The organism is Micromonospora sp. NPDC004704 (assembly GCF_053601675.1).
Genome location: NZ_JBSGCD010000011.1, coordinates 114,847 through 141,037 on the forward strand (window position 1 = coordinate 114,847; position 26,191 = coordinate 141,037).

The 26,191-nt window shown below is 66.1% G+C and carries 18 protein-coding genes; 10 read left to right on the plus strand and 8 right to left on the minus strand.

Features of this window, described 5'->3' with window-relative positions; translation table 11 throughout:
- Positions 1-71: 71 nt before the first annotated feature.
- Together ACWEFB_RS17695 and ACWEFB_RS17700 are read left to right on the plus strand one after the other, a co-directional pair.
- Positions 72-878, plus strand: a complete 807-nt coding sequence (locus tag ACWEFB_RS17695) for a DUF4328 domain-containing protein (RefSeq protein ID WP_452286642.1) — start codon at positions 72-74, stop codon at positions 876-878.
- 190 nt (positions 879-1,068) lie between these two features.
- Complete coding sequence (locus ACWEFB_RS17700) at positions 1,069-2,265, plus strand: low temperature requirement protein A (RefSeq protein ID WP_452286644.1); 1,197 nt, start codon at positions 1,069-1,071, stop codon at positions 2,263-2,265.
- A gap of 193 nt (positions 2,266-2,458) precedes the next feature.
- Here the strand turns inward: ACWEFB_RS17700 and ACWEFB_RS17705 are convergent, their stop codons facing one another.
- Complete coding sequence (locus tag ACWEFB_RS17705) at positions 2,459-5,554, minus strand: DNRLRE domain-containing protein (protein ID WP_452286646.1); 3,096 nt, start codon at positions 5,552-5,554, stop codon at positions 2,459-2,461.
- A 495-nt stretch (positions 5,555-6,049) separates the two neighbouring features.
- Here ACWEFB_RS17705 and ACWEFB_RS17710 point away from each other — a divergent pair, with 495 nt between their 5' ends.
- Positions 6,050-13,927 carry a ricin-type beta-trefoil lectin domain protein gene (locus ACWEFB_RS17710; RefSeq protein WP_452286648.1) on the plus strand — a complete coding sequence of 2,626 codons (7,878 nt, stop codon included), beginning with the start codon at positions 6,050-6,052 and terminating at the stop codon, positions 13,925-13,927.
- Positions 13,928-14,024: 97 nt separating this feature from the next.
- Entirely contained in the window at positions 14,025-14,759 is a 735-nt protein-coding gene (locus ACWEFB_RS17715) for a hypothetical protein (RefSeq protein WP_452286650.1), read from the plus strand.
- 210 nt (positions 14,760-14,969) lie between these two features.
- Here ACWEFB_RS17715 and ACWEFB_RS17720 read toward each other — a convergent pair whose 3' ends face one another.
- The gene (locus ACWEFB_RS17720; protein ID WP_452286652.1) at positions 14,970-16,016 is read right to left on the minus strand and encodes a YVTN family beta-propeller repeat protein; all 1,047 of its coding nucleotides are present in this window, start codon (positions 16,014-16,016) and stop codon (positions 14,970-14,972) included.
- A 357-nt stretch (positions 16,017-16,373) separates the two neighbouring features.
- Between ACWEFB_RS17720 and ACWEFB_RS17725 the strand changes: the two genes are divergently transcribed.
- Entirely contained in the window at positions 16,374-17,243 is an 870-nt protein-coding gene (locus ACWEFB_RS17725; RefSeq protein ID WP_452286654.1) for a ribosome-inactivating family protein, read from the plus strand.
- Between the two features lie 234 nt (positions 17,244-17,477).
- Here ACWEFB_RS17725 and ACWEFB_RS17730 read toward each other — a convergent pair whose 3' ends face one another.
- Positions 17,478-17,765, minus strand: a complete 288-nt coding sequence (locus ACWEFB_RS17730; RefSeq protein ID WP_452286656.1) for a hypothetical protein — start codon at positions 17,763-17,765, stop codon at positions 17,478-17,480.
- A gap of 34 nt (positions 17,766-17,799) precedes the next feature.
- Here ACWEFB_RS17730 and ACWEFB_RS17735 point away from each other — a divergent pair, with 34 nt between their 5' ends.
- Positions 17,800-18,078: a hypothetical protein gene (locus ACWEFB_RS17735; RefSeq protein ID WP_452286658.1), complete on the plus strand. Its 279-nt coding sequence runs from the start codon at positions 17,800-17,802 to the stop codon at positions 18,076-18,078.
- Positions 18,079-18,495: 417 nt separating this feature from the next.
- Positions 18,496-18,888 (plus strand): hypothetical protein, encoded by a 393-nt coding sequence (locus ACWEFB_RS17740; RefSeq protein ID WP_452286660.1) that lies wholly within the window; start codon positions 18,496-18,498, stop codon positions 18,886-18,888.
- Positions 18,889-18,982: 94 nt separating this feature from the next.
- Here the strand turns inward: ACWEFB_RS17740 and ACWEFB_RS17745 are convergent, their stop codons facing one another.
- The 3 genes from ACWEFB_RS17745 to ACWEFB_RS17755 form a co-directional block, all read right to left on the minus strand.
- Positions 18,983-19,288, minus strand: a complete 306-nt coding sequence (locus tag ACWEFB_RS17745) for a hypothetical protein (RefSeq protein WP_452286662.1) — start codon at positions 19,286-19,288, stop codon at positions 18,983-18,985.
- Positions 19,288-19,566 (minus strand): hypothetical protein, encoded by a 279-nt coding sequence (locus ACWEFB_RS17750; protein ID WP_452286664.1) that lies wholly within the window; start codon positions 19,564-19,566, stop codon positions 19,288-19,290. The genes ACWEFB_RS17745 and ACWEFB_RS17750 overlap by 1 nt, the downstream gene beginning before the upstream one ends.
- A gap of 107 nt (positions 19,567-19,673) precedes the next feature.
- Positions 19,674-20,000 carry a hypothetical protein gene (locus ACWEFB_RS17755; protein ID WP_452286666.1) on the minus strand — a complete coding sequence of 109 codons (327 nt, stop codon included), beginning with the start codon at positions 19,998-20,000 and terminating at the stop codon, positions 19,674-19,676.
- A gap of 656 nt (positions 20,001-20,656) precedes the next feature.
- Between ACWEFB_RS17755 and ACWEFB_RS17760 the strand changes: the two genes are divergently transcribed.
- Genes ACWEFB_RS17760 through ACWEFB_RS17770 form a run of 3 tightly spaced genes read left to right on the plus strand, consistent with a single transcriptional unit; the run spans position 20,657 to position 22,350 of the window.
- On the plus strand, positions 20,657-21,397 hold the full coding sequence (locus tag ACWEFB_RS17760) for a GntR family transcriptional regulator (RefSeq protein WP_326558944.1): 741 nt from the start codon (positions 20,657-20,659) through the stop codon (positions 21,395-21,397).
- Positions 21,397-21,762 carry a hypothetical protein gene (locus ACWEFB_RS17765; protein ID WP_452286668.1) on the plus strand — a complete coding sequence of 122 codons (366 nt, stop codon included), beginning with the start codon at positions 21,397-21,399 and terminating at the stop codon, positions 21,760-21,762. Before ACWEFB_RS17760 ends, ACWEFB_RS17765 begins: the two co-directional genes overlap by 1 nt.
- Positions 21,763-21,816: 54 nt before the next feature.
- Positions 21,817-22,350 carry a GNAT family N-acetyltransferase gene (locus ACWEFB_RS17770; protein WP_452286670.1) on the plus strand — a complete coding sequence of 178 codons (534 nt, stop codon included), beginning with the start codon at positions 21,817-21,819 and terminating at the stop codon, positions 22,348-22,350.
- A gap of 2 nt (positions 22,351-22,352) precedes the next feature.
- On the opposite strand, the gene ACWEFB_RS17775 is transcribed toward ACWEFB_RS17770, so the two are convergent.
- Both ACWEFB_RS17775 and ACWEFB_RS17780 read right to left on the minus strand, forming a co-directional pair.
- A complete protein-coding gene (locus tag ACWEFB_RS17775) occupies positions 22,353-25,394 on the minus strand; it encodes a TrlF family AAA-like ATPase (protein WP_452286672.1) in 3,042 nt (1,013 codons plus the stop codon).
- Between the two features lie 406 nt (positions 25,395-25,800).
- Entirely contained in the window at positions 25,801-25,968 is a 168-nt protein-coding gene (locus tag ACWEFB_RS17780; protein WP_452286674.1) for a hypothetical protein, read from the minus strand.
- Positions 25,969-26,191 lie beyond the last annotated feature (223 nt).

The window sequence follows — 26,191 nt, forward strand, 5'->3', positions numbered from 1 at the left end:
GGCGGTGCGGGGGTCGGGGTGCTATGGGGGGTCCGTAGGCTGACGTGACTGACCACATTGGAGAGACATACATGCGCTGTCAGACCTGTCATACCGAACAGGCGTCGACCACCGTGGCGTGCGCGGTCTGTCGCACTCCGACGGGCGCCCCGGCGGTCATTCCCTGGGCACGTACGTACAGTCTGAGCGGCGTCGGACGGGCGACATCGAATGCGCTCGGTCTCGCGGTGGTGGCTCACCTGCTGCTCGCTGTCATGATGATCGTGGACAGCCAGTTGGTTGAGCGCGCCAAGCGGGACCTCGACCCGGACGCGATCGACAGCGCTCTTTTCAGCACGGGCCTGGTCGGCCTGCTGTTCGTTGTTCCGTTGACCGCCGCCGCTGTGCTGATGATCGTCTGGTGCTACCTGGCGCGGGTCAACCTGGATGCGTTCCCAGGTGCCGTGCCGACGCTGCACAAGGGCTGGGCGATCGCCGGCTGGCTGGTGCCGTTCGTATACCTTGTCGTTCCACCGCGCGTAGTGGCGAACATCGTCCGGGAGAGCGTGTGGACGTCGAACACGCAAACCCTGGTACGGATCTGGATCGGTAGCTGGGTGGTCTACGGGATCGCGGGCGTGGCGCTTCCACTCTTTGACCTCTGGAACTTCCTGGCGCTGCCGACCGACCTCGACGGCCCCGACGACTATCAGGAGCACGTCGACTACTACTACTTTTCCGCCATACCGTCGACCCTGGTGCCGGCAGTGCTCGGCGCGGTGGCCGGCGTGTCCCTGATCAAGCTGATCAACCAGGTGTCGGCCGCGCAGGACATCCGAATCGGGCGCGGCACGCCGGCCGCCCCCGTGATGCCCGGCATGGCCACCACCGGAGCATGAGCGAGCGGACGGCCCGCCGTCGGAGGGCGTCGCCGAGAACGTGAGCCAACGGCTGAGTTCCTGCCGACTGCGGGTACGGGGTCGGCAGGGGCCTGCGCAACCTGCCGGCGGCCGACTCGTTGGTGCCACGAGGGGCAGACGGGGGCGGACAATGGTGGCGGGACGCGGTGACACACTGCTGCGCTCTGGGATGAGTTCGGGGCGTGCCACGTTCCTGGAGCTCTTCTTCGACCTGGCCTTTGTTGTCGCCCTCACCCGGGTCTCGCAACGGTTCGCCGACCTCGGCGGCGACACCGGCTGGACGCTCGTCGCCGGGCTCGGTCGTACCCTGCTGCTGTTCCTGGCGCTCTGGTTGATCTGGTCGCACACCATCTGGATCACCAGTCGCTACGAGCCGGAGCGGCCGGTCATCCAGGCGGTCGTGGTCGGCACCATGTTCGCCGCCCTGGTGATGGCGGTGACGCTGCCGCGCGCGTTGGAGGAGCGGGCGTTGCCGTTCGCGGTCGCGTACCTGGTGGTGATGGTGGTGCGGCCGCTGGTGGTCGCTGCCGCGCTGCGTGGCCATCCACGACGGCTGGTGCCGTTTCGGCTCGCCGCATGGGCTGCGGCGGCCGCACCGCTCTGGCTGGTCGGCGCGTTGGGCCCGGAACAGCTACGCCTGCCGCTGTGGGCTGCCGCGCTCACCGTGGACTACGTCGCCTGGGCTCTGGGCTGGCCGCTGCCGTGGCTGGGGGCTGCGGCGGTGAGTCGCTGGCGGATCGCCGGGGAGCATCTGGCCGAACGTCACCAGCAGATGTTCCTCATCGCGCTCGGCGAGACGATCATTGTCATCGCCGCCGTGTTCAGTGGCACGAGCTACTCCTCGGTGCGGGCTGCCGCCTTCACGGTCGCGTTCGCCACCAGCGTGCTGCTGTGGCGGATCTACTTCTACCGCGCCGGTCGGTTGCTGACCGAGGCGTTGGGTCGGGCGCGTATGCCCGGCCACCTGGGTGCGGCGTCGGAACGGACGCACGGGTTGATCGTGCTCAGCGTGCTCGTCACCGCGGCCAGCTACGAGCTGGTGATCACCGATCCGTACGGGTCGCTGCGGCCGACGTGGCTTCTGTTCGTGGTGGGCGGCCCGGTGCTCTTCCTCGGCGGCCGGGTGTGGCTGGAGTACGAGATCTTCCGCCGGCTCTCGTGGTCGCGGATCATCGGATTGGTCGTCCTGCTGCTGGTCACGACAGTATTGGTCCGCTGGTCGCCGATGGTCGCACTGAGCGTGGTGGCCGGAGTGCTGGCCCTTGTCGCGCTGCCCGACGCGTTGCGAGGTCGGCAGCGGCCGAGTGACGATTCCGACTCGCCGACCGGGCCGGAGACCCCCGGCGATCACGGGTCCGAGGCGTGATCGCGCGGCTACCTGAAACCCTGGCACGCGCAGGTCGGTGCCCGGGAGCGGGAGATGAGGGCACCGCAACGAGGGGCCAGGCCGCCATCCGAGCGGGCTGGCCCAACCCGGTCAACGTTTACGGTCGTAGCACTAGAAAGGTTGGTAGGCCCACTGCTGGTAGTCGCCGCCGTTGCCGGATGGTTCTGTGGGTTCAGCCGAAGGCTCTGATGGTGCTCCAGTTCTCGGCGATGATGACCTTCACGAACGGGTTGGTGTTGGTGGCGGACGGGTGGTAGACGCGAATGCTTCCGTCCGGACCGTTGCGGGCCCAGAGATCGGGAATCCGGTCCCCGCTGATGTCGGGGATGCCGACCACCGCGGTGACGTTCGTCGAGGTCCAACTGTTCCCGTAGGAGACGTCGCCGCTGCGGGAGTTGCCGGGCAGTTTGAGCGAGTTGAGGTCGACGCTGCCGGCGACCGGGCCGGGTTTGCCGTGTCGGATATACATGATGCCGGTGGTGACATTGCGCCAGAGCAGGTCGGGTGTGCCGTCGAGGTCGATGTCCGCGACGTTGACGATTTCCGGGCCGGCCCAGGTGGTGCCCTCCATCAGGATCGCCTCCTGGAAGCTCGCTCCGGTGTAGCCGGTCAGCACCCAGAACGCGGTTCCGGCGCGTACGACGAGGTCGGGGAGTTTGTCGCCGGTGATGTCGCCGACGGCTTTGACCTGGGTCCAGGTGGTCGGGTTGGGTGCGTTGGCCGGTAGCAGGACCCGTAGTCGGCGGTCGACGTTGAAGCTGCCGTATCCGTCGCCGGGGTAGAGCCAGAAGCCGCCGTCGGGGGTACGGGCGAACAGGTCGGTGGTGCCGTCGCCGGGGTAGGCGTCGGCGTACTTGGTGATGAGGGCGGCTCTGCCGGTGGCTGGGTCGTACCAGTGGCCGGAGGGATTGAGTGTCCGGTCACCGGTGTAGGAGGCAGCGAGTGAGGTGTTCAACTCGCCGGTCGTGTCACCGGCATAGGTGCGCAGGTTGCCGCTGGCGTCGATGACGCTCAGGTCGGCGATGCCGTCGCCGCCGGTGTCGCCGGGCCCGTCGGCGACGTCACGGGGTGGGACGTAGAAGGTGTAGTCGGCCCGGCCGCTGCGGTTGCCGACCGCGTCGTAGGCGAAGACCTGCAGGGTGGTGGGTCCGGCGTGTCGTGGTGCCAGGTTGGGCACGGTCGCGGCACCGGCGGTGGCGGTCACCGAGGTCTCGCTGACCCCGTCGAGGAGGTATCCGAACCTGGTCGCGCCGGTCGCGGTGAAGGTCACGGCTCCGGTCTGGCCGAACTTGACGGTCGCCCAGGTCGCGCCGTCGGGCGTGGCCTCCTTGAACACGTCACTGGTGACCACCGGGGTTGGTGGTGCCGAGCCGTCGACGGTGAACCGGCAGGGGTCGTTGCCGGGTGGGAAGTACGAGGAGTACGCGTTCGAGGAGTCCTCGGCGCGTACGTCCCAGGAGTAGGTCGCCCGGTCCTCCAGACTGGTGGAGGGGATCGTCAGGCTGCCCTTGCCGCTGCTCAGGGAGGTGACCAGGGTGCCGGCGGGAATCGCGGCGCCGTTCTTCCAGAACCGGAAGCGCAGGCCACTGAGGTTGCCGTCGGGGTCGGTGGCGGTGGCGCTGAGGACGAGGTTGGTCCTGCCGACCGTGACGCCGGCCCCGGTGCCGGGTACGCAGGCGCCGCCCGGTGTGGTGGTGCCGCCGGTGGGTTCGTTGGGCACCCGGTTGTAGGTGACGCTGAGTTCGGCGGAGGTGGCCTTGAACTTGCGCCAGGTCTGGGTGTCGGTCTCGGTGGTGGCGCGCATGCCGAGGGTGATGCTGGTCGAGCCGTTGTTGGCGCCCTGTTGGGCCGCGTTCTGCACGTTGAAGCTGACGTACGCGTCGGCGCAGCTGCTGCCGTAGCCGTGGGCGAAGGAACGCTTCTGTTGTTCGGTCGTCCAGGCCGGCTGCTTGTTCCAGGTGGTGCCGGAGGAGATGGCGCCGACCAGCCAGAGCTGCATCTCGCGGGCGGTGCAGCTCCAGGAGTGGGTGTTGAGCACCTTGAAGGTGGCGGAGCTGACGGTGGCACCCCGTAGGGCGCTGCTGTAGCCCATCCGCCAGAAGGAGCGGGTCTTGAGGGGGGTGTCGCTCTCGTACCCGACTCGGGCGTCGACGGTCCCGGAGTTGAAGTTGGTGCCGTTGTACGTGTTGGTGTTCGGGTGTTGCGCGTAGACGGTGGCCCAGGCCTGGGTGCCGCTGATCAGGGTCGGGTCGAGGAAGACGGGGAAGAGCACGTCCTGGCGGGTGAGCAGGCCGGTGGCGGCGGCGTCCAGGTGCAACTCGGCGTTGCCGGTGCCATCGCCGTCGAGGCGGGTGGGGATCTGGGCCTCGTGGGATCCCGGTTCGCTGCCGTTGAGGCCGGACAGCTTGAGCACGTCGGCGGGGGTGTCGACGGTGGTGCGGGGGGTGCCCTCGGGGGTCTCGGGGTTGCGGCCGGCGGAGTCCCAGGCGAACGGGGTCGGGATCGATCCGATCTCCTTGCCGCTCTTCGGGTCGATGGCCAGCACACCACCGGTGGTCGCGTCGTGGCGGAAGACCGCGGTGGTGGACCGCAGGCCGTAGCGCAGGGCTCCGACTGCCTTGACCGTTTCGGGCGCCCGGTTCTTGACGATCAGGAGCTGAGCGAAGCCGCCGTCCTCACGGGAGACGACGAGCAGGTCCACCCCGGACAGGACATTGGGGTAGAGGGCGCGCGGGCCGTCGAGGACCGGCTCGGGCAGCGGACCGGGCCAGGTGTACGCGATGGTGTGGGTGTCGACGTCGACCTCGGCCAGCACGGTGCTCCCACCGGCCCCGGTGCCGCCACCGGAGAAGCGCACCGGGACGGGGGCGTTACCGGGACTGATGTCCAGACCGCCCGAGGTCTTCCCGGTACGGGTCAGGGTGTTGTCGAGCGCCGCCCAGTGTCCCTTGCTGTTCTTCGCCCGCTGGGGCGTGGCGTGGAACGTGGAGCGCAGTTCCCCGGTGGGGAGGGCCCAGGTGAGCGAGGTGGGCGTGGTGGCTGTCTCGACCGGGACCTCCTCGCCGGTGCGGCGGGCCTCGGTCATCGCGCCGACCTCGTCCAGGGGAGCGGCCGGCGTGGCCCCGGTGACGACCCTGCGGGGTTCGTCGCCTCGGGACCAGATCGGCGGGAGTGGGGCGGCGACGAGTGCGGCCAGCAGCAGGCCCAGGCTGAGAACCAGCCGGGTACGCGTGCGCACGAGTGGGCTGAGCAGGCGAGGCGCGATCACGGCAGGTCTACCCCCGTTGAGTCCCAGAGCGGACAAGGAACCGGTGGACAAGGAACACGGTCGACAAGGAAGACGATGGACACGGAAGACGGGCGTTCTGTCCGGATGGCGGGCCATCGGGGCAGAACGCGCGCACACGATCGCATGGATGCAGGGGAGTACGTCTATCCCGTGACCGTTATGGATCTGTTACGCGTGTACGAAGGCCGTCGAAGAGTTACGTCGGCTATAGCGCGTATGTGTGCTTTTGGTAGTACGGAGTAACGGGCATGCGGCAGATTGTCCGTTGTGGACTAACTCTTGCTTTCCGGCCGTTCCGATAGTGATCGCACCGTGACGTGGATCACGCAAATCTCTTATCGGTCACATCTTGTGACCTTGAGTAGCGACTCCTCCTGACGCAGAGTGCTCACGCACGTGCCTTGGCTGGCGTGTGTGTTCCGGGGTCTTTTCCGCACCTTTCTTGTTCTCATGCCTGGGTGGGAGTCGACACGTATGCGTGGTACCGGTTTGCTGTCTCGGGGGTGGCGCGGCCGACGGACCCCCACGAAATCAGCCCGTCAAGGGTTGAGCCGCTCCCGTAGGGGGCTGGTGATGTCCCTGGTCGCGACGCTGGTCGTGACGCTCGTGCCGGCCGAGGCGTGGGCGGTGCCCGGCGCCGGAATGGACCGCGCGGAAACGCAGGTCGACCTGCCGGACATCCCGTCGACTCCCCGGGTGGACCAGGACGAGGACGCCGATACGAATCTGACCACGGCCGACGAGGTCGCCGTGGTGCCGTACGAGCCGGTGGCGGTGACCCCGTGGCAGCAGGACACCGGGGCGGTCGATCTGACCGGCACCGCGGCCGGTGACAGCAGGCCCGTCGACGACCTGCCGGTCGCGCTCGGCGTGCCGGAGGGTGTTGATCCGGCCGCGCTCGCGGGCACCTGGACCGTTGACCTCGCCGCCCCGGAGGCGTCCCAGGTCGCGGGTGTGTCGGGCCTGATCATGAAGATCACGCCGCCGGCCACCGCCGACCCGGCGGCCGAGGTCGCGCTGAGCGTGGACTACACGCCGTTCGCCGACCTGTACGGTCCGCAGGCCGCCGACCGCTTCGGCGTGATGCTGCTGCCGACCTGCGTGTACGACGCCCCGGACACCGGTGACTGCGCCCCCGACGACGGCGCCGGAACGGCGACCTTCTCCGTCGCCACCGGAAGCGGCGCGCGGGCCGTACCCAGTGAGGTGAAGCTGGTCCCGGCCGAGGCGGCGCGGGTCAACACCAACGATGCCGACCAGCCGACCCGTCGGGTCGTGACCGGTCGGGTGCCGGTCGGTCCGCTGCTCGACACCGGGAGCGCACCCGGCGTCGCGGGCCGGGCGGCCGAACTGGCTGGCGGTTCGAGCGTCGTCGGGGTGTTGGACACCGGTGCGTCGGCGGCAGGTGACTTCACCGCGACCCCGTTGTTGTCCTCGGGTTCCTGGGCCGCGGGTTCCTCCTCCGGTGCGTTCACCTACTCGTACCAGGTGCAGGTGCCGGAGACGGCGGGTGGGCTGATGCCGAAGGTGGCGCTGTCGTACTCGTCGCAGTCGGTCGACGGCCGTACCTCGGCGACCAACAACCAGGCGTCCTGGATCGGCGACGGTTGGGACTACAACGCGGGTGCGATCACGCGTAGCTACGCCAACTGTCGGGAGGACTCGAAGAGGTCGGGTTCGAACAACGCGCAGCACCGGACCGCCGACCTGTGCTGGGGTTCGGACAACGCGACCCTGTCCCTCGGTGGGATGACCACGGAACTGGTCTGGGACGAGGGCAAGGGGGCCTGGTTCACCGCCAACGGCGACGGCTCGAAGGTACAGCTGTTGACCGACACCGGGCTGGCCAACGGCGACGCGGACGGTGAGTACTGGGTCGTCACCACCAGGGACGGCAACCGGTACCACTTCGGTCGCCACCGCCTGCCCGGCTGGTCCGACCGGGGCAGTGCCGCGGACGACCCGGTCACCAACTCGGTCCTCACAGTGCCGGTGTACGGCAACCACGCGGGCGAGCCGTGTTACAAGGCGGGTAACTGGGCCGGGTCGGCCTGTACCCAGGCGTGGCGGTGGTCCCTCGACTACGTCGAGGACGTCCACGGCAACGCGATGTCACTGTGGTGGGCGAAGGAAACGAACTTCTACGCCCGCAACTTCAACTTCAAGGATCCGGTCGGGTACGACCGGGGCGGCTACCTGACCCGGATCGACTACGGCCAGCGGACCAACTCCCTGTTCTCGGCCGCGCCCCTGGCACAGGTGTCCTTCGCCGTGGCCGAGCGGTGTTTCACCGAGGGTTCGCTCACCTGCACCGACGCGAACTTCGCCAGCACGGATCCGAGCAAGTACCGGATCTGGTACGACACCCCGGCGGACCTGCGGTGTGCCGACAACCAGAAGTGCTGGAACGCGGGACCGTCGTTCTTCTCCCGCAAGCGGCTGGACAAGATCACCACGTCCGCGCAGCGGCGTCCGGAGACGACCGACCGCCAGACGGTGGACGAGTACCAGCTCAAGCAGTCGTTCCCGATCCTGAGGACCGGCCCCAACACGGCCCTGTGGTTGGAGTCGATCACTCGGACCGGTCATGCCCGTACGGGCGGTGACCGCATCACCCTGAACCCGGTGCGGTTCGAGGCCAACGCGGAGGACATGCCCAACCGGGTCCGCAACGACGCGCGCCCCGGCTTCTCCCGGCTGCGTATCGCCCGCGTCATCAGCGAGTACGGCGGGGAGACCGTCGTCACGTACAAGGCTCCGGTGGGCGGCTGCGCCACCGGTACCGGCCTGCCGGGCAAGACGGACACGGCCGGGCTGAAGGCGAACAACCGGTTGTGCTATCCGGCGTTCTGGCATCCGGACCCGGCGGTCGAGGACATCGACTGGTTCCACAAGTACGTCGTGGACAGCATCGAGGAACTCCCGAACGTGGACGGCGCGTTCAGCAGCGTGACCCGGTACGCCTACGACAACCCGGGCTGGCGGCTCGCCGAGCAGGAGTTCACCAAGAAGTCGACCCGGACGTACTCCCAGTTTGCCGGCTTCCAGCAGGTCACCGTGCTCAGCGGGGCGGACGCTCCGGAGACCGACCCGGACCCCGACGACCCGTCCGGATCCGAATCCGGTGTCGGTGGCGTACCGACCAAGTCCGTGACCCGTTACTTCCGGGGCATGGGCGACACCGTGCCGATGAACGACGTCACCGGCGCCGAGATCGCCATGGACCGGGAGGCGTTCGCCGGCCGGGTCGCGGAGGAACTCACCTACTCCAACGCCGGGGACACCGACGCGAACTGGCTGACCCGAAGCGTCACGTATCCCGGCGCCGTCGAACTCGCCCGACGCAACCGGCAGGACGGTCTCAGTCCGCTGATCGCCTGGCGGGTCAACGATCCGCGCCAGGTCGCCTGGGCGCGGTCCTCCGGTACCGGTGACGACAACCGCACCCTGCGGGCCGTCGAGACGAAGACCACCTACGAGAACACCCACGGCCTGCCCACGCACATCGAATCCCTCGGTGACACCGGCAGGACCGGCGACGAGTCCTGCACGTTCGTCGAGTACCTGCACCAGACCGACCGGAACATCATCGGTCTGACCCGGCAGACCCGTACCAGCCCGACGACCTGCGCGGCGGCGACGTTCGACAACCTGACCACGCTGACCGGCGCGGGCCGCGTCGCCTATGACACCGAGGAGTACAACACCGCCCTCGATACCTCGTCCCGAGGGCTCGCCACCCAGACCTGGTCGCTCAAGGCCGACAGCTCCGGCTTCCAGTCGGGCGGCACCACCGGCTTCGACGCCATCGGCCGGGTCACCCAGGCAACCGACCCGGACCAGAAGACGTCGAGGATCACCTACACCCCGTCGACCGGTCAGGCCTTCACGGTCACCCAGGAGAACTCGCTGGGCCACAAGCAAATCCAGGAACTGGATCCGGGCCGGGCAACCTCGATCATGACCACCGACGTCAACGGCCGGGTCAGCGAGGCCCGGTACGACCCGCTGGGCCGACTCCTCGAAGCCTGGGCTCCCGGTCGCACCCCGTCCACCTCGGCCGTCCCGGACTTCCGGGCCGAGTACGCCGTACCCGCCGGCAAGCCGCCGTACGTCACCACTTTCAGCCGCGGCCATGAGGACCGGATCCAGACCTCGGTCACCCTCTACGACGGCCTGGGTCGCGAGCGGCAGAGCCAGGAGGAGGCCACCGGCGGTGGTCGCCTGATCACGGACACGCTGTACAACGCGTCGGGTGAGGTGTGGCAGACGAACAACGCCTATCTCGCCTCGGGATCCCCGATGGGTCAGTTGTTCTCACCGCTGGCGGACACTGCGGTGCCGAACGCAACCCGCTACACCTACGACGGTCTCGGTCGGGTGCTCACCGAGATGCCGGTCCTGCGGGGTGTCGAGACACCGGAGCGGGCCACCCGGTACACGTACGGAGCCGACCACTCCACGGTGATCAATCCGACCGGTGCGGCGTCCTACCGCCTGTACACCGACGGGCTGGGTCGGACCAGCCGGGTGGACACCTTCACCGACGCCGCCCGCACCACGTTCACCTCGCTGCGCTACGAGTACGACGTACGTGGCCAGATGGTGAAGGCCACCAGCTCCGCCGCCCCGGCACGTCCCTGGACCTGGACCTACGACCAGCGCGGCCGGCTGGCGACGATGAGCGACCCGGACAGCGGCACCAGCCGGCTGACGTACGACCACCGGGACCGGCAGGTGACCAGCACCAACGCCCGCAACATCACCATCTGGAACGGGTACGACGAGCTGTCCCGCCCGACCCAGCAGCGCCTCGGCGACAGCGGCGGGACCCTGCTGGCCGAGTACACCTACGACTCGGTACCCGGCGGCAAGGGCCTACCCGCCAGCAGCACCCGGTACACCGACGGGCTGCCGTACACGCAGACGGTCGGTGGCTACACCAACGACTACCAGCCGACATCCACCACTCTCACGCTGCCGCAGTCGATCGCCGACACGTGGGGCCTGCGCCCGTCCTACACCTACACGAACACCTACACCGACACCGGTCTGCCCGAGTCGAGCACGCTGCCCGCAGTCGGCAGCTTCCCATCCGAGAAGATCCTGGTCCGCTACACCAAGGACGGGCTGCCGCTGTCCGTGTCGGGCAACGAGTGGTACGCCTCCGAAACCACCTACTCGCCGTACGGGCAGGTGTTGCGCTCCACTCTCGGCGCCCAGCCGTACCGGGTGTGGACAATGGCCTCGTTCGACGACGCCAGCGGTGCCCTCACCAACCAGCGGGTCTACCGCGAGCAGACCGGGGACCAGGCTGTTGTCCCGGGCAACCTCGTCTCGGACCGCTCCTACTCCTACGACGCCGCCGGCAACGTCACCGCGATCCGCGAGGCGGCGGCCGGGATCGCGGAGCGGCAGTGCTTCACGCACGACGCACTCGGCCAGCTGAAGACCGCGTGGACCGCCACGGACCAGGGGAGCTGCGCCGCAGGTCCGCTCGGTGCGGGCGGGGCGGTGAACGTGGCGCCCGGCGGTGACGGTGCCGGTTACTGGCAGGAGTACACCTACGACCTGCTCGGCAACCGCACCAAGCTGGTGGAAAAGAACCTGACCGGGGACACCACCAAGGACGCCACAACCACGTACGCCTACGGCAAGGCCGACGGCAGCCAGCCCCGCACGCTCACCAAGGTGACCAAGAACTTCGTCACCCCGGAGGGTGCTGCGGTCACCGCCGAGGCGGAGCGGCTGTACGAGCTGACCGGCGAGACCCGGTCCGTCACCTCCGTTCAGAACGGTGACCAGCAGAACCTGACCTGGACCCACGACGGCATGATCGACCGGATCACCGGGCAGGGCGGCAAGGGCAAGACCGCGTACTTCGGTATCGCGAACATGTGCATCGACCTGTCCGGATCACTTGCGGAGGCCAACCGGCCAATCCAGTCGTACAACTGCAACGGCACGATCGCCCAGAAGTGGAACTTCAGCACGGTCCCGGGCCAGGCCAACGCCAACCTGGGCACGCTGACCGTGCACGACAACTGGTGCGCCCAACCGGCCGCGAACACGGCCGGGTCGGCACTCCAGCTACAGAAGTGCGTCGGCTCGACCAACCAGCGGCTGGAGCGGTTGTCCACGGGCCAGTTCAAGCACCCCGCCTCCGGTCTCTGCGTGGCAGTGAGGGATGGGGCCACGGTCAGCGGGACGCCGCTCGTGCTGGCGACCTGTGACGGCGCCGCCGCCGCGCAACGCTGGGAGCCGCAGGACGAGACCCGGCACATCTACGGACCCGGTGGTGGTCAGGTCCTGACCATCCAGGACCGTCAGGCCACTCTCTACCTGGGCGAGACCGTGATCACCGTGCAACGCGGCGGTGTGCTGGTCAACATCCAGCGCTCGTACCCCGCCCCGGGCGGCACCATCGTGCGGTACGCGTACGGGACCGGCGGTCCCACCCTCCTGGCCGTGGCCAACGACCACCAGGGCAGCCCGTACGCGGAGATCGGGATCTATGGCGCGATGCTGACCCGGATTCGCAAGCAGGACCCGTTCGGCAACCAGCGAGCTACCGCTCCGCTCGCGGTCAGCATGCAGACCCATGCCGGGTTCCTCGGCGCGGCCCGGGACGACGCCTCCGGTTACACCCAGCTCGGGGCCCGTCTGTACGACCCGGTCGTGGGACGGTTCCTCTCCGCGGACCCGATCCTGGACCTCGCCGACCCGTTGCAGTCCAACGGGTACGCCTACGCGCACAACAACCCCGTCACGCTGTCCGATCCGACCGGTCTGTCGGTGAGCCTGACCGCCTCGGAGCTGGCGGCGGCACTGGCCGGGGTGGGGCTGTCGGCCGCGATGGTCGCCCAGGCACAGGCGAACATGGGCCGCTCGCTCATGTCGGTGATCCTCGATTCGGCCTGGTACATGCTGAAGGAGTTCATCGGCATCAACGACGCCATGAACTGCTTCGGCGGTGACCTGTGGGCGTGCGGCAGCCTGATCATCGGGGCGATCCCGTGGACGAAGGTCGCCAAGATCCCGTCCGTGGTCAAGGCCATCAACCGTACGATCAACGCGATCCAGGCGTGGCGGGCGGCGAAGAAGGCCGCCGAGGCGGTCCTGGCCGCCGCCCGCGCGGCGGAGCAGGCGGCGCTCAACGCGAAGAAACTGGCCATCGAACGGGCGAAGAAGGCCGCACAGGCGGCGCAGAAAAAGGCTGCGGAAAAGGCTAAAACAACCAGCAACAGTGCTGTCAACGCCACCAAGAAGACGGGAAACCCGGTCCAGAAACAGGCCCAGGCCAAGTCCAACCCAAGAGGATCTTCCGCCGGTTCTGGCGCGGGTAAGTCGGGTGGCGGTGGCAAGGCAACGTCCAAGCCCGGAGGATCCACGGGTGGTACCACTCGTAACAACGGCGGTTCCAGTGGTGGTGGCGGCGCCGGTAAGACGGATGACGGCGATTGTCTCGACAACAGCTTCGTCCCCGGCACCGGGGTGTCGATGGCGGACGGCTCCACGAAGCCGATCGAGGATGTGAAGCCGGGCGACAAGGTCAGGGCCACCGACGCCGAGACCGGTCGGACCGAGGTGCACACGGTCACCGCCACGATCAAGGGTGAGGGTGTCAAGCACCTGGTGAAGGTCATCATCGACACCGATGGTGAACGCGGTTCGGAGACGGCCGAGGTTACCGCCACCGATGGCCACCCGTTCTGGGTCCCGGAACTGGCTGAGTGGATCGAGGCGACCGATCTCCGGTCGGGTCAGTGGTTGCGGACCAGCGCCGGCACCCACGTCCAGATCACGGCGGTCGAGCGTTCGACCGTCCTGCGAGCGACCGTCCACAACCTCACCGTGGCCGATGTCCACACGTACTATGTGGTGGCGGGTGACCAGCCAGTCCTGGTGCACAATTGCACGAGCGGCCCGATCCTGCCTCAGAAGGTCTTCCGGATGGGTGAAAACGGTGCAGACGATATGGCGCAGCCGACAATCCCGGTGGGCTCCTGGCAATCGGATGGAGCGAATCTCGCCGACGGCGACCACGCTTTCGTTGTTATGCGCGACGGATCCGTCCGGTCCATGCCTCACGATCAGCTCGACACCTACGGCGAATTCGGCGCCGGACACGCTAGTCTCGCGCAGGAACAGCCGGTGTTCATGGCAGGAAACTTCACGGCTAGTAACGGCCAGATTACCGACTGGAATAATGGTTCGGGCCACTATTGGCCCAACAATGCCGAGGGCTATATGCCGGTTAAGGACGTGTCCGCCCGGGCGCTGACCGCCAACGGCTATTCCATGGCGCCAAACGCAACGTGGCGCGACTGGAGAATGGGGCAGCGACGGTAGTTGATCTCGGCGGCCGAGGTCTGCCACGGGTAGTGTGTGAGGGTGGGTGACGTGTCGCAAATCAATGCTCCCTGAACAAACGAGCTGGGGAGGTCGCATGGAGTTCGAGGTTCTCCTACGCCGGCTGACGGATCGACGCGGCTGGAGTGCCGCGACCGTGGCCAGCAAGATGGGCAGCGACATCGCGACGCCGGAGGCGTTGCGACGCCTTGCTCCCGCGTTGGGCTGGCACCTAGCCGATTTGTTCGTGCTGGCCGGACAGCAGCTGCCCGCCGATCTTGCTCCCACGGATCCCAAGGCCGACCCGGGTCGGATTGCCTGGGACTTCGTCGCCGTGCCGCCTGCCCGGCCGATCCTGCTTGCCGCGGCCCGGGCCATGCCCCAGCAGCCACTAGTAGGACTGCTTCCGCCGCTTCGCCCCTTCCCTGAGGACAGGGCAAGCGCGATCATTGGCAGACTCTTGCATTACCGCAACTTAAAGGGCACATCCGTCGCGCAGTTACTGCTCTACTCGGGCGGCCCGTACCTATCGAGGCCCACGGTTAACCAAATTTCCCTCGGAGGTAAGGCGCTCGACCCGCAACTCGTCAGCGGGTTCGCGCACTTTCTCGGCATACCCGTCGGTGACCTTGCCGCGCTGTGCGAGGTCGACATGACCGAGGATGTCCCTGCGCCTGCGTACTCCGACGGTCTTGCCGAGTTGATGTGGGAAGGTCGGCGGCTGACCTTCCAGCAGATTCGAGAGCTGGTTGCGCTGGGCCACGATCTGCGCCACCGCTTCGACGCCGAAATCGACGAGGGCGTCCGCTGTCATTGCGGCCGGACAAGGTGACGGGACAGGTTCGCGTTCGTCTTCCCGGTCGTTCATGACATGCAGGAATATTGGGTCCGATCACCTCATCGGCCATGAGGAACCCGAATATCGGGCGCACGATGTTTGGCCAATACCGGGAGGATCCTGAAAGGCGCGACGAGTCTCGCCAGGTCGAGTGACCGTGGTTGTGCCTGAAGTCGGAGCCGGTGGCGCCTTCCGGGCAGCTTGTCAGGCGCCGTATCCCCGGCTGACGGCCAGGTCGCAGGGGTTGCTGCCGACGCCGACGGCGCCGAGCGTGGTGTTCGATGTCGTGTTGAAGCGGTACAGGGCGTTGCCGGAGGCGAATCGGACGAAGTATCCGACCGTCGGGTTGTCCGGGTTGAACGCGATCGCCTGTACGCCGTACCCGGCGGTGATGTTGGCTACCACGGTGTTGGTGGCGGTGTCGATGACGGAGATGGTGCCGCTGTAGCTGTTCGCGACGTACAGTCGGGTGCCGGTGGGGTTGAGTGTCACTCCCTCGGGGTCGGTGCCGACCGGGATCGTGGCGATGGTGGCGTGGGTCGCGAGGTCGACGACCGATACCGTGCGGTCCCGCCCGTTCGCCACGTAGAGCCGGGTGCCGGCTGGGTTGACCGCCACGCCCGTCGGGTAGGTGCCGACCGGGATCGTGCCGATCACGCTGTGCGTGGCGACGTCCACGACGTGCACGATGTTCCAGTAGTCGGTGACGTACAGGCGGGTACCCGTCGGGTCGAACGCCACGAATCCCGAGCTGGCGTCGATGTTGGGGATGCGGGCCACGATGGTGTTCGTCTCGACGGAGATCACCGTCAGCGGGCTCGTGGCGTTGTACCGGGGGTTCGTGACGTAGGCGAAGGTGCCGGTCGGGTCGACCTCGATCGGGCCGGGACGCGGGCCCGCGTTGAGGATGACCGTGAGCAGGGTGTCCTGGAGGGTGTCGTACACCATGACCGCGTTCTGGACGCTGACGTAGGCGCGGGTACCGCCGGGGTTGATCCCCACTCCGAGCGGAGTCGAGGGCACCGCCAGTGTCTTGACGACCTGGTTCGTGGCCAGTGACACCACCGAGACGCCGTTGTTGGTGCAGGCGGGGACGTAGGCGTACGGGTCCGGGTAGTAGGCCGAGGCCGGACTGCCCGGCGGTATCAGCGTCGCGGCGGACACGAGGGTGAGCAGGGCGAGTCGGGCGGTCGTCGCGCGGCCGGATCCCCTCCGCCACCTGTCGAACAGTCCGCTGCTGGTCCTGGTCATCGCACGCACCCCCGTCTGGACGACACTCGCGCTGGGTCCTGCAGTCATTAGACCGCGACGGTCGATCACTGGCAACGATGGATTTCGATGCCGGGTGCTGGTGTGTGCGGAGGGCCGCCGGGAGGACATCGGCCTCCGGGCACCCGGCGAGATGATCAGCGGGGAGCATCCGGATCATCATCGCCGCCGATGGGCTGAATGGGGACTGAATGACGAATCAACTGTTCGTCAAGAGTGGCATGACACGATTTTTCCAGTTCGGACGGTGCGCGTCGGGCACGGTGTCCGACGGGTGCGTTGTCACCGTCGTCGACCGAGAGGTGTGACCCGGAGATGCGAAATTCTTATGTGCGAGGTGTGCTCGCCTGGATCGCCTCGTTGGTGACCATGGCGGCGTTCCTCGTAGCGGTACACCCGGCGCCTGCGAACGCCGACCCATCGAACCCGCACACGATAATCAACTGGGACGTGTCAGACCTTGACGACGACACGAACTATGGCCGCCAGATGGCGGCCCAGGACTACGTCAACATGATTACCAGCCTGCGCCGTGTCGCCGGTCACGATCTCGTGAATCGGGTCGGCGAGACGACGGACCGAGGCCAGCGGGTGATCGAGATCCGGGTCTTGCGTAACGGCGCCCACAACCTGTCGATATACCTCTGGGCCCGAAGCCTGTACGTCATTGGATTCTGGGCCCGTACCACCCCCGGACAGGTCGGACACCGATTCTTCAACGATCCGGCGGTGAATGGCGCCGCCGGCATTTTGGGTATCCCTCAGCCGCCACGGCTGCCGTGGACCGGCAACTACGCGACGACTCCCGGCGGCTCGTACCGCGAGGACATGCGCTACACGGCGAAACATCTGAACGATGCGATTTATACCCTCGAAGGCATGCCGGCCCAGTTGAACGGAAGCAACCCGCAGCGGACTCATCTCGCTCAGGAGATGATTCGCTTGATCGGTGCTGTGGCAGAGGCAGCCCGCTTCGGCGCGATCGAAAACTTTGTCTATCACCGCATCCGGGATCGGGGCGATATCGGGCTCGGCACCGAAAACCGTGAGCTCGAAAACAACTGGGCTCGCCTCTCGGACTGGATCCTGGACATCGTCGACAACCCCACAACCGCGCCGGTGTACCTGCTCGGACGATACTTCTACACCGTGGCGGGCCTCGTGGAAGTGCTCCACTACCTGATGATCCGGAACCCGAGCACCAAGTAGCCGGGATCATCGCCGGACGTCGGCAAGCAGCGGCAGGGTGCTCACGTCGGCAGCGGGGGATCCGGCTTTGTCAGCGGGGCGCGGTTGCGCCCCGCTGATGACGGTCGGCCCTACGACGGCTTCGGCGTAGGAGTCTTGACTGGGCGGCTCGTCACCGATGCGCCCGTAGCGGGGTCAGCATCGAACATCATCACTGTCCTCCCGTGCCCAACGATCGGACCGCCGACCGGAGCTTCAACGCTGGCGGTCCGGTCGACCTCGGCGCTCAGGCGCTCGTGCAGGTCGGGCCGCCGGAGTCGGTGCGGGTCGGAGGCCGGCGAGTTGGACGTACAGCTCGCGTTTGTCTGTTGCTTTTCCTCGTTGGTCGAGGACGTAGCCGGTGAGCCAGATCCAGCCGTCGCAGGTCGGTTCCCGGGAGCGGGAGATGAGGCGAAGGGTGAGTGCCCGGTCCCCGGCGAACTGGACGCTGGCGCGTTCCCCGATCAGAAGGAAGTCGCCGGGTTCGGGCAGCGGGCCGAACATCAGGGGAGCGGGAGGAGAAAGCCCGGTCCCTCGGGTGCGATGCGTACCCAGCACTCGGTCTGCTCGCCGCAAGTGCACCTGGAAATTCCTGGCACTGCCGAGCGACCTCTACAGCCCCGGCGACTATCAGCTGTACGTCGACTACTACTTCTCCGCTGTGCCGTCGAGCCTGCTGATGGCGGCACTCAGCGCGGTGGCCGGCGTGTCCCTGATCATGCTGATCAACCGGGTGTCGGCCGCGCAGGACACCCGAATCGGGCGCGGCGTGCCAGCCGCCCCGGTGCTGCCCGGCATGACCGTGGCCAGCGCCTGAAACGGCTACGAGCACCGGGGCACCGGGCCGCAGGTTCAACCGATGGTGGTGGGATCGGGAACGCCCTCGACCCGTCGGCGGCACTGCTGCCGCTCCCGTGCGTCCGCGGCGCGGCCCCAGCGGGTCCGACAGACGGCGGGGTACGAACGATGGTAGGCCCTCTGCAACTCGCCTTGCATCCTGGTGTGACCATGGGGGCCCTGACGGATCGCTGCGGGCGAGCGTGGAGGAATCTTGTCTGCTCTTCTTCAACAATTACCCACTCTTGTGGGGGTAATGCTAGGTGCGCTTGGCTCGTACCTGATTTCGTCCCTGGCTGAGCGATCCAGGTGGCGCCGAGAACATAAGGCGCGTTGGGACGAAAGAAGAGCGGCAGCCTATGCGGATTACGCGAGCGCGGTCAAGAGCCTTTTCCAGTTGACCCTCCAGGCAAGCGTGCGTCGTGGTTCGAACCCGTCGCTGTCTCCTGAGGAACTGGCAGGGCTGCAAGCCGCAGACGCCATCCGTGCGGCCAAATGGGAGACCCTGATGCTGGTAGGGACGGCACGGACGGTGGAGGCGGCGAGGCAGTGGCATCGGACGATCTGGGCTCTGGTTGACCTGGTCTCCGAAGATTCGTACGAGGTGCCTAGGTTCGCCGAGGCGATCGAGAAATCCGGTTCGGCTCGGACCAGGTTCTACGAATCAGCGCGCGATGACCTGGGGCTGATCGGGGATGGTCTACCGGAGGTTGACTACTCGACTCTGTCGTCATGGATCATCCGTCAGAGGTCGGGCGCCGATCTGGACCGCATGGACAGAGAGCCCTAGCCGGTCGAACGTCGTGTGCTTGCGGCAGGAGCCCCGTGTGCGTACTGCTGGTGGTGGTTAGCCGAAGGCGCGGGTCTGCCAGCCGACCGCCTGGTCAGCGGGGACTGCCGTCGGGAAGATGGCGATCCGGTCGACCTCGCCGGTCAGCCGCTCGGGTCGGCTTGCTCGCCGAGGTCGGTGGGGGTCGGAGGCCGGCGAGTTGGACGTACACCTCGCGTTTGTCTGTTGCTTTTCCACGTTGGTCGAGGACGTAGCCGGTGAGCCAGATCCAGCCGTCGCAGGTCGGTTCCCGGGAGCGGGAGATGAGGCGCAGGATGAGTGCCCGGTCCCCGGCGAACTGGACGCTGGCGCGTTCCCCGATCAGGAGGATGTCGCCGGGTTCGGGCAGTGGGCCGAACATCAGGGGAGCGGGATGAGGAAGCCTGGTCCGTCGGGTGCGATGCGTACCCAACACTCGGTCTGCTCGCCGCAGGTGGGGCAGCGTCCGCCGGGGTCGGGGGAGTGGGCCTTGGCCAGCTCATAAGAGCTGATCAAAACATCAACCGCGGTGTACGGAACCGCCTGCTCGTCGTGCCGGATCCAGCCGACGAAGCGGTTGTGCAGCCAGCCGCTGGGGATGTGCCGCAGATCCTCGGCCGCGACGACGAAGTACTGACCCAGGTAGAGCCCGAGCGACACCCGACTGCCATCGAACTCGGCCCGCAGCTCCCGCCGCCGCGTCGCACACGGCCAGTCACCCCCACAACCCGTGCATAGCCACGTACGCCCCATCGGATTATGCGTACTCACCCCTGCTCCTCCTCGGTCACTGCTTCTGATGGCCTGTCTTCGCTGCTCAGTTCCGTCGCCACCTGGCGGACGATCGCGGCCACGTGCACGAGGAGTTCGATGCATGGAGTCGTGCAGTCGGACGACTCCCACGCGCACTCCGGGGCATGCCCGGTCACCCACACCTCGTCCGACCGAACGTGCAACCGGTCCAGGTGCACCCGTGCCACGACCACATCGACGGGCGCGCTCGGCGGCAGGTCGCGGCAGTGCGGCCACTCGCCAGCCCCAAGACGAAGTACGGTCCCGACCGGTACCTCCGGCAGCCCAGCGGGCGTGGTCACGATCGCTGCCTGTATCCGTAACGGAACCGGCATCCCCGATTGCCGCGTAGCCGCGCCAGCCTCATGTCCTCGGGATCCACCGGGGACTCCGGCTGCCCATCCGGTGAGGAGCCCATTCCCGTGACCGGCTCGTGTTCCCGGTGCTTGTAGCCGGCTCGCTCTGGATACTGAGTCGCAGGACCGATCCCGTCGTCATCCGGCTCATACGCGTCGCAAAACCACCGCCACCTGCCCATTCAGGACCGTGCTCGGGTGTCGGTCGACGCCTGCTGCCGCCCGGAATGACTCGGCGGGCCGTGTTTCGCCTGGTGGACTTGCTGGATCTGCTCGCACGCCATCCGTTGCCCCCTTGCGATTGGAGGCGCGACGGCCGGGATTCACTTCCCCTCACCGACCGCCGCACCCGCTCCGGCGGACGCGGTGACCTGACGCAATTGGGGTACGCCAGGTCACCGCATCCGGACTGGGTAGGGGCGTCGCGACCGCGTGGGCTCGATGCTGATGGAGCCGAGAATCCGACACCCCTTCACGTCCTGTCAGCCGTGACAACTTGTCGGACAGGACGTAACTTGAGGTTAGGATTGGTGTGAGCGCAGCCACAAGGCCATCACCGTACGTATTGTTGTTCGTACAGGACGACCGGATCGGAAGCTCTGATGACCGTGACCCTGTTCAGCCGCGTCGCAGACGACCTGCGACGTGATGTTGTCCAGATGCCGGCCGGGCAGAAGCTGCCCAGCGAACACGACCTCACCAAGCGCTACAAGGTCTCCCGGCAGACCGTTCGGACCGCCCTGCAAACCCTTGCCAGGGAAGGGCTCATCGTCTCCACACAGGGCCAGGGATGGTCCACTCGCGACCAGCGCACCTTGGACTGGGTGGCCTCCGAGCCGGAGCGCAACACCCGCATCGACACGTCGCCGGCCGACACCTGGTCCAACGGGATCCGGGCGCAGGGACGCGAACCGAACGAGGTCATCACCACCGAGACGATCCTCGCCTCCGGCCGCATCGCCGATTTCCTCGAACTGCCGCCAGGCGAGCCAGTGACCGTTCGTAGGCGACTGCGGTACGTCGACCGGCAACTCCACACCACGTCGGACAGCTACTACCCACGTTCCCTTGTGGCTGGGACAATGATCGAGTTGCCGGCCGACGTGCTACCGGGAACGTATGCAATCTTGGAAGCGGCTGGTCATGGGTGGCGGACCTGGCGCGACACTCTCAGGTCACGGCCACCAACCGCCGCTGAGCTTGACCTGTTCGGCCTGGACCCCGGCGTTGCGGTCACCGAACACACGAGGGTCCGCAGGGCCGCAGACGGCAAGGTCGTGGCGGTGTCTGTCACCGCTCTACCTGGCGACCGCAACGAGATCATCTACGAAGGGACGGCGTGATGGCTACGCAAACGATGCTGGGCGTACTGGCGGTTGAGGAAGTTCCCGTCTACGACTCCGGATACCGGACCGACATGGCCGCGCGCACCATGTATCAGCCGATCGGCGTGCCCCTGCGGAACGACGGGATCTTCCGCCACTGGATGCTCCGGGGCGAGACGTACCGCCTGGAGCACGACGGTACCGGCTGGCGAGTCCATAACGACCTGTTCGGCCGGCACGAATACCGCCTTGTCGATGCACAGGATGCCCAGCATGTCGGCCAGCTCCCGCTGGTCGATGGGGAGCTGACCTTGAGTGCGGAAACCATCTACGAGATCCGTACGGATGAGCCGATGGGGCCGTGGGGCGTGTACTCACGCTAAATTGCTCGGGACTCGATCGGCGCTTTGCCCCTATCCGAGCTGAAAGCACTGCTCATGTCGATCTCGTATATGCAGCCTACCGGGCAGTCGGCCGCTCTGTGGTTCGAAGAGGTGGCAGACCTCTACGCGACCGTTTACTCCGAGGCGCCGTACGAGGAAGGCCCCGAGCAGGTGGATGTGTTTCGGTCCAAGTTGCCGGAGGAGCTGTCGCGTCCTGGCTTTGAGCTGGTGGTCGCCGTCGAGGACGATTCGGCGGTCGGGGTCGCCTACGGATGGACGATGCCTGCGGGGACCTGGTGGTCCAGCGCCGACCGGGAGCCGCCACCGAACCTCCTGGATGCCGACAAGTTTGCGCTCATGGAGTGGATCGTTCACCCGAGTAGGAGGGGCGAAGGTGTGGGTGCAGAACTCATCCGACGCCTGATCGACGGACGGCCGGAGTCTTGGGCGACCCTGGCGTCTGATCCACGATCAGCGGCCCGGAGCATGTACGAACGTGCTGGGTGGCGCGATGTCGGCAGGTCAGTATTGCCGTGGGGACCCGCGATGGATCTCTTGGCACTCTTCCTGCCGTCTCGCCACCAGTAGAGTTATTCATCGTCTGGGCGGCCAACGACGTGATCGTACTTCTGCTCGCGATTGTCGAACGCCTCGCGCGTTCCCTCCAACACGTCAATCGTCTGGGTGCCGATGCCGTGTTGAGCCAGCGATCCCGACGAGTATCTGAAGGATCCCTCAACATAGGTCGCCGCGATTAACTGATCAGCGTCGCCAACGATGGCCAGGTTTGGGTTGTGTGTCACGGCTACCACCTGCCTACGTGTAATCGCGCTCCGAAGGGCCGGGATTAGGAGATGACGTACGGTCTGGTTGTCAAGATTCTCCTCTGGCTGGTCGAGCAGGAGAGGGCGATCCGAGGTGTCGACCAGTAGGTAGAACATGAGGAGTACAAGACCTCGCTGGCCTGGTGAGAGTTCAGACAGCTCGCGTCCCGAGGAGCGGATCACGTACTGGCCGTCCAGCCAGCGCAGCCCGTAGAGCGCTGAGAGCAGGTCATCGGCTTTGTATGCAGAGCGCATGATCGACGACAGCGTTCTTGGGGACCCGTTGTGTGCACCCCTAACAGATGCGAGCCGACCTTCGATTCCGTTAAGAGCGCTAAAAAGCGCATCAGCAGAGCCGAGATCGGCTCCGTCAAGAAGGACGTCGCGATCACCAGGATCGGCGACTTCAGGGAACTCGGCGAGCCTCTGCCTGTTCACCATTTCGATCCATGAGGTCAAGAAGTCCCGTGGCCTAAGTTCGACTCCGAACTCGAGGCCCACCTGCCGACACAGTTCGCTACCGGCAACAAAGTCGGTCGCACCGGCATACGCCTCACGCAGGGCGCCAAAGATCTCCATGAAGGCGCCGTGCACCTCTTGAAACGAGGCCCGGAGCTGAGCCCGTGCTGCGGCATACTCCTGCGGGATCGTGTCGCGCTGGGTCACGAGAGCCTGTAGCCCGAGCATCGAATCGGCCTTGCTTGCATCCCCGATCAAGTGCAGCCGCCGTTCGTCTAGGTCGGCCAGTGCGGCGAGATCCGCTTCGGTCCCAGCAGCTTGTTCCCGGAGCTTCCCATCGATCTCAGTGATCTCTTGACTCGCTATCGTAGTTTGCGCGAGGAGCCCGACCGTCGGGTCCCCAAGCTCCGACTGCCACGTTTGACGTTGTTTTTCGATATCTCGAACTGACCGGTCGAGCACGTCGTGCCTAATCGTCGTCTGGAAGAAGGCCATAACATCAAGGTCAAGGAGAGTGGCCAGGTTGTTGGCATGCCCTTCCACGGCCTGAACCGCGTCCGCCAGTCTCCGACGAAGATCTTTGATACCGCGCAGCCGGCTGGTGGCCTCAGCAATTAGCTTTGTGATCCTCTTCTGTGCGATCTGGAGATCGTCACGTCGGCGCAAAGCCGCGTCGCGTCGCTTCGAAAGATTCTCGGTGGCAGTTCCGGAAATTCTGTGCCGTTCGTCGAGCGAAGTCTTCAGGATCCCAATCTGTGCCTCGACGGCAGCTATGTGCTCCTGAACAGTGGCGAGTCGACTGTCGAGATCCAGTGCCCGCAGTCGCTCCTGGTTGGCTTCCAGGTCGGTCACCGTCGTGGCCGCTGCCTGGAGGCGTCCCCGGGCGGCCGCGAGCTTCTCCTTTGAGTATTTCGATTGTTGGTCGACGAAGTCGCGGAGCGACACGGCGTCTCCACGGTCCGTGGCGGGCACATGCCGAAAGACGACCTGCTCGATCTCACGTTCGAACTGCCGTTTCTCGACGCTGTCTGGGTCCGCCGAGCAAACGCGCTCGATGAGAGACTGTGGCAGGTAGTCGACGCGAACTGGTTCGCTCGGAACAAACGGCTGATCGAGCGAGATCTTTCGGGATGTGCCATCCTGCCAATCCAGAACGGCCTCATACTCGCGTGCTTCCCGACCACGGTTGCGTAGGAACCGTGTGTCCTTCAGGAAGGAGAAGTCGTCGCGCCGATCGCTGTTGGCCGAGGAAGCTACGACATCTAGCAGCGCTGACTTACCCTGTCCTTTGTTGCCAAGGACGACGGTGAAACCAGGGTTGAGTGGAACTTCGGAGCCGAACAGCGCAGGGCCTTCGGTCAGAACGCCCTTCCTCTGAATGCTGATTCGATCGATGATCGAATCGGGCTTAGTGGCCACACGGTCGAGGACTGCCGGGCGCGGAGCGACCGTCACGCGATGGTCGTACTCGCGTAGCGCGTGGCGAAGACCCTTGAAAGTTGGGTCGGCGTTGATCCATGTCAGGCAGTTGCCGAGACGATCCTTTTCCGAGCTGGCCGTCCATGTGTGAGCGTCGCTGCAATCAATTAGTTTGCTGTTCACACGCTTTTCGGTCAGGGAGACACGGCTGGCCGTGAATTCATCCCGATTGGCTGCTGCCGTAAAGACAGCGTCCGCCGTGTTCAAGAGGGTCTTCTTGGTGGCGATCGACTGATCGTTCCATTTGATAGAGGCCCACTCGGTTTTTCCGACGGCGAGGATCACGCGTGATTCAAGCAGTGAGTTGCGCCGGACCGCACTCACGGCTCGATCGAACGGCACGCAGATGCTGTTGAACCCTTCCTGTCTATCGCTTCCAAAGCGCGACAGTTCCGATTCCGGCACTTGTCCTTTGATTTTTGCGCCAAGGTCCTCCATGGACTCTAGGCTTACCGCTTGACTCCACTCTTGGTACGGGTCATCGTCGTGGAGCCGGTAGGTCGGCCGTAACGGCCCGATCAGCTGAGTCTTGATCACCTCGACCTGCAGGGCTGGATCGCAGATGAAGTGAAGGTTGATCCGCCGCAGCTTTCCGTCGGTCCCACCGAAATTGTCGCACCGAACCTCTAGTACGGGGAGAACCGCCGCCAAGTTTGGCAGGCGGCCTGAGTCGAATTCGCGACGAACGCGTTCGTAGCCATCGAGGAACCAGTAGTCGTTGATTCCGATGACGCTGAGATCGGGCGGAAGCTCTGCCAGTTCGCTAAGAAAACGATCCCAGGGGTCAGCGCCGTTGTAGCGGTGATGAAGGGATGCTGGCGTGTGCACATGAAGATCCCACATTCGCCACTCGGTCCCACGCTCGAACAAGGTCGTCGGCCCCTTTGCTTACGTCCCGCCTATGAAGCGAGATCGGTTCTATCACCTCGTGGTGCCGCCAGATCGGCGATGTCTATTTGGTGCTTTATGGGCGTGTTGCCCCCAGGGATGACGAAGGAAATTCATGTAGTCCGTACGAGAGATGTCACCCTTGGTGGCGTTAGCGCAGCCCATCGTGCAAACGGCAGCCGGACTCGGTCCGACGTGAGCGCCTCGGCGCCGATGCCGAAAGCTGCGGCCGGCCCACCTGACATCGGGAACCAAACCTGCACGATTCCGCTGCCGGTGTGACCACGGCGTCGCCCCGTGAGGGCATCGCTCAGGTTTCCCACGCCGGACGGCAGAGGGAGTAGGACGAAAACGTCGACTTACGCTCATGCCGCAAGCCGGCCGTCGATCAGTAGGGCCGCTGAATCTGGCGCTCCGCCAGCACGCGTTCGTGGAAGCCGAGTGACCCGCTCATCTCCGTAACCGCATGGTCCAACTCGTCGAGCACCCCAACGTTGCCAGCCTCCTCTCGGAGCGTGTGGGTCGCCTCGGCAACTTGCGTCACCAACGAAAGCAAGGTGTCACCTTAGACATGTACGCCGGGGAACGCCGGGCCGTACAAGCTCACAACGGCGTAGGTGCCGGACCGCGACAGGACTTTGGCTTGCTCTTGCTCCATCTCATGATGATCGCAAGCTAGGGCCATCGCGTGTTGCCCGACATGCTGTGCCAGCACGTTGTTGCTTGGGCGCCGTCTCGACGATTGACTAACGGGCCGTCAACGGCTGAGGGCTCCTGCC